This window comes from Streptomyces sp. NPDC034670 (assembly GCF_055574875.1).
Map to the genome: position 1 here is coordinate 1 of NZ_JBVITR010000140.1, position 1,549 is coordinate 1,549.

A 1,549-nucleotide genomic window follows, 5' to 3' on the forward strand; every position below is an offset into this window, starting at 1 on the left:
CCCCCGTTATCTTCTTCGCGGTCCTGCAAGAGGGCCGCTGGCCTCCGGGCCCGGCATGACTGTGTCCCCCTGTCGAACGGATGACCTGGGGGGTGGTGTCACCGGGCCCGGGAGGTGCCGTCGGAGACGCTGATCAGAGGTCCGGCCGCCATCCGGTCCGGCGCAATGCCGGACAGCTCGCGGATGGCAGGTCTGCATAACGTGGATGCGCGAGTACGACACCGACGCCGAGGCCGACACCTTCAACACTCCTGGAAAGGTGCCATGTTCGACACCGAAGACGTGGGCGTGTTCCTCGGCCTGGACGTCGGCAAAAGCGCCCATCACGGGCACGGCCTGACCCCGGCCGGGAAGAAGGTCTTCGACAAGCAGCTGCCCAACAGCGAGCCGAAGCTGCGGGCCGTCTTCGACAAACTGGCCGCGAAGTTCGGCACGGTGCTGGTGATCGTGGACCAGCCCGCCTCGATCGGTGCCCTGCCGCTGACCGTGGCCCGGGACGCAGGCTGCCAGGTCGCCTACCTGCCCGGACTGGCGATGCGGCGGATCGCCGATCTCTACCCGGGCGAGGCCAAGACCGACGCCAAGGACGCGGCCGTGATCGCGGACGCGGCCCGCACCATGCCGCACACCCTGCGCTCGCTGGAGCTGACCGACGAGATCACCGCCGAACTCACGGTCCTGGTCGGTTTCGACCAGGACCTCGCCGCCGAGGCCACCCGCACCAGCAACCGCATCCGCGGCCTGCTCACCCAGTTCCACCCCAGCCTTGAACGCGTCCTGGGTCCCCGCCTGGACCACAGCGCCGTCACCTGGCTGCTGGAGCGCTACGGATCCCCGGCAGCCCTGCGCAAAGCCGGCCGCCGCAGACTCGTCGAACTGATCCGGCCCAAGGCCCCGCGCATGGCCCAGCGGCTGATCGACGACGTCTTCGACGCGTTGGACGAGCAGACCGTCGTCGTCCCGGGCACCGGCACCCTCGACATCGTCATCCCCTCCCTGGCCGCCTCGCTCGCCGCCGTCCACACCCAGCGCCGGGCGATGGAAGCCCAGATCAACACCCTGCTGGAGGCTCACCCTCTTTCCCCGGTCCTGACGTCGATGCCCGGCGTCGGCGTCAGGACCGCCGCCGTCCTGCTGGTCACCGTCGGCGACGGCACCAGCTTCCCCACCGCCGCCCACCTCGCCTCCTACGCGGGACTCGCCCCGACCACGAAGTCGTCCGGGACCTCGATCCACGGTGAACACGCGCCACGAGGCGGAAACCGGCAGCTCAAACGGGCGATGTTCCTGTCCGCCTTCGCCTGCATGAACGCCGACCCCGCCTCCCGCACCTACTACGACAAGCAGCGAGCCCGCGGCAAGACCCACACCCAGGCCCTCCTCCGACTCGCCCGCCAACGCATCAGCGTCCTGTTCGCCATGCTCCGCGACGGCACCTTCTACGAACCCCACGTCCCCAAAGACGTCGAACTCGCCGCATGACCCAGCAAGCCGAACCACCCCAAGCCCAGCCCGGACGCCTTGACGAAAGACATAGAGGCACCCCCCC

General features: G+C 69.3%; 1 protein-coding gene. It reads left to right on the forward strand.

Annotated features, from left to right (window positions below):
• Positions 1-264 precede the first annotated feature (264 nt).
• Positions 265-1,482 carry an IS110 family RNA-guided transposase gene (locus ACZ56B_RS32840; RefSeq protein ID WP_468798751.1) on the forward strand — a complete coding sequence of 406 codons (1,218 nt, stop codon included), beginning with the start codon at positions 265-267 and terminating at the stop codon, positions 1,480-1,482.
• Positions 1,483-1,549 lie beyond the last annotated feature (67 nt).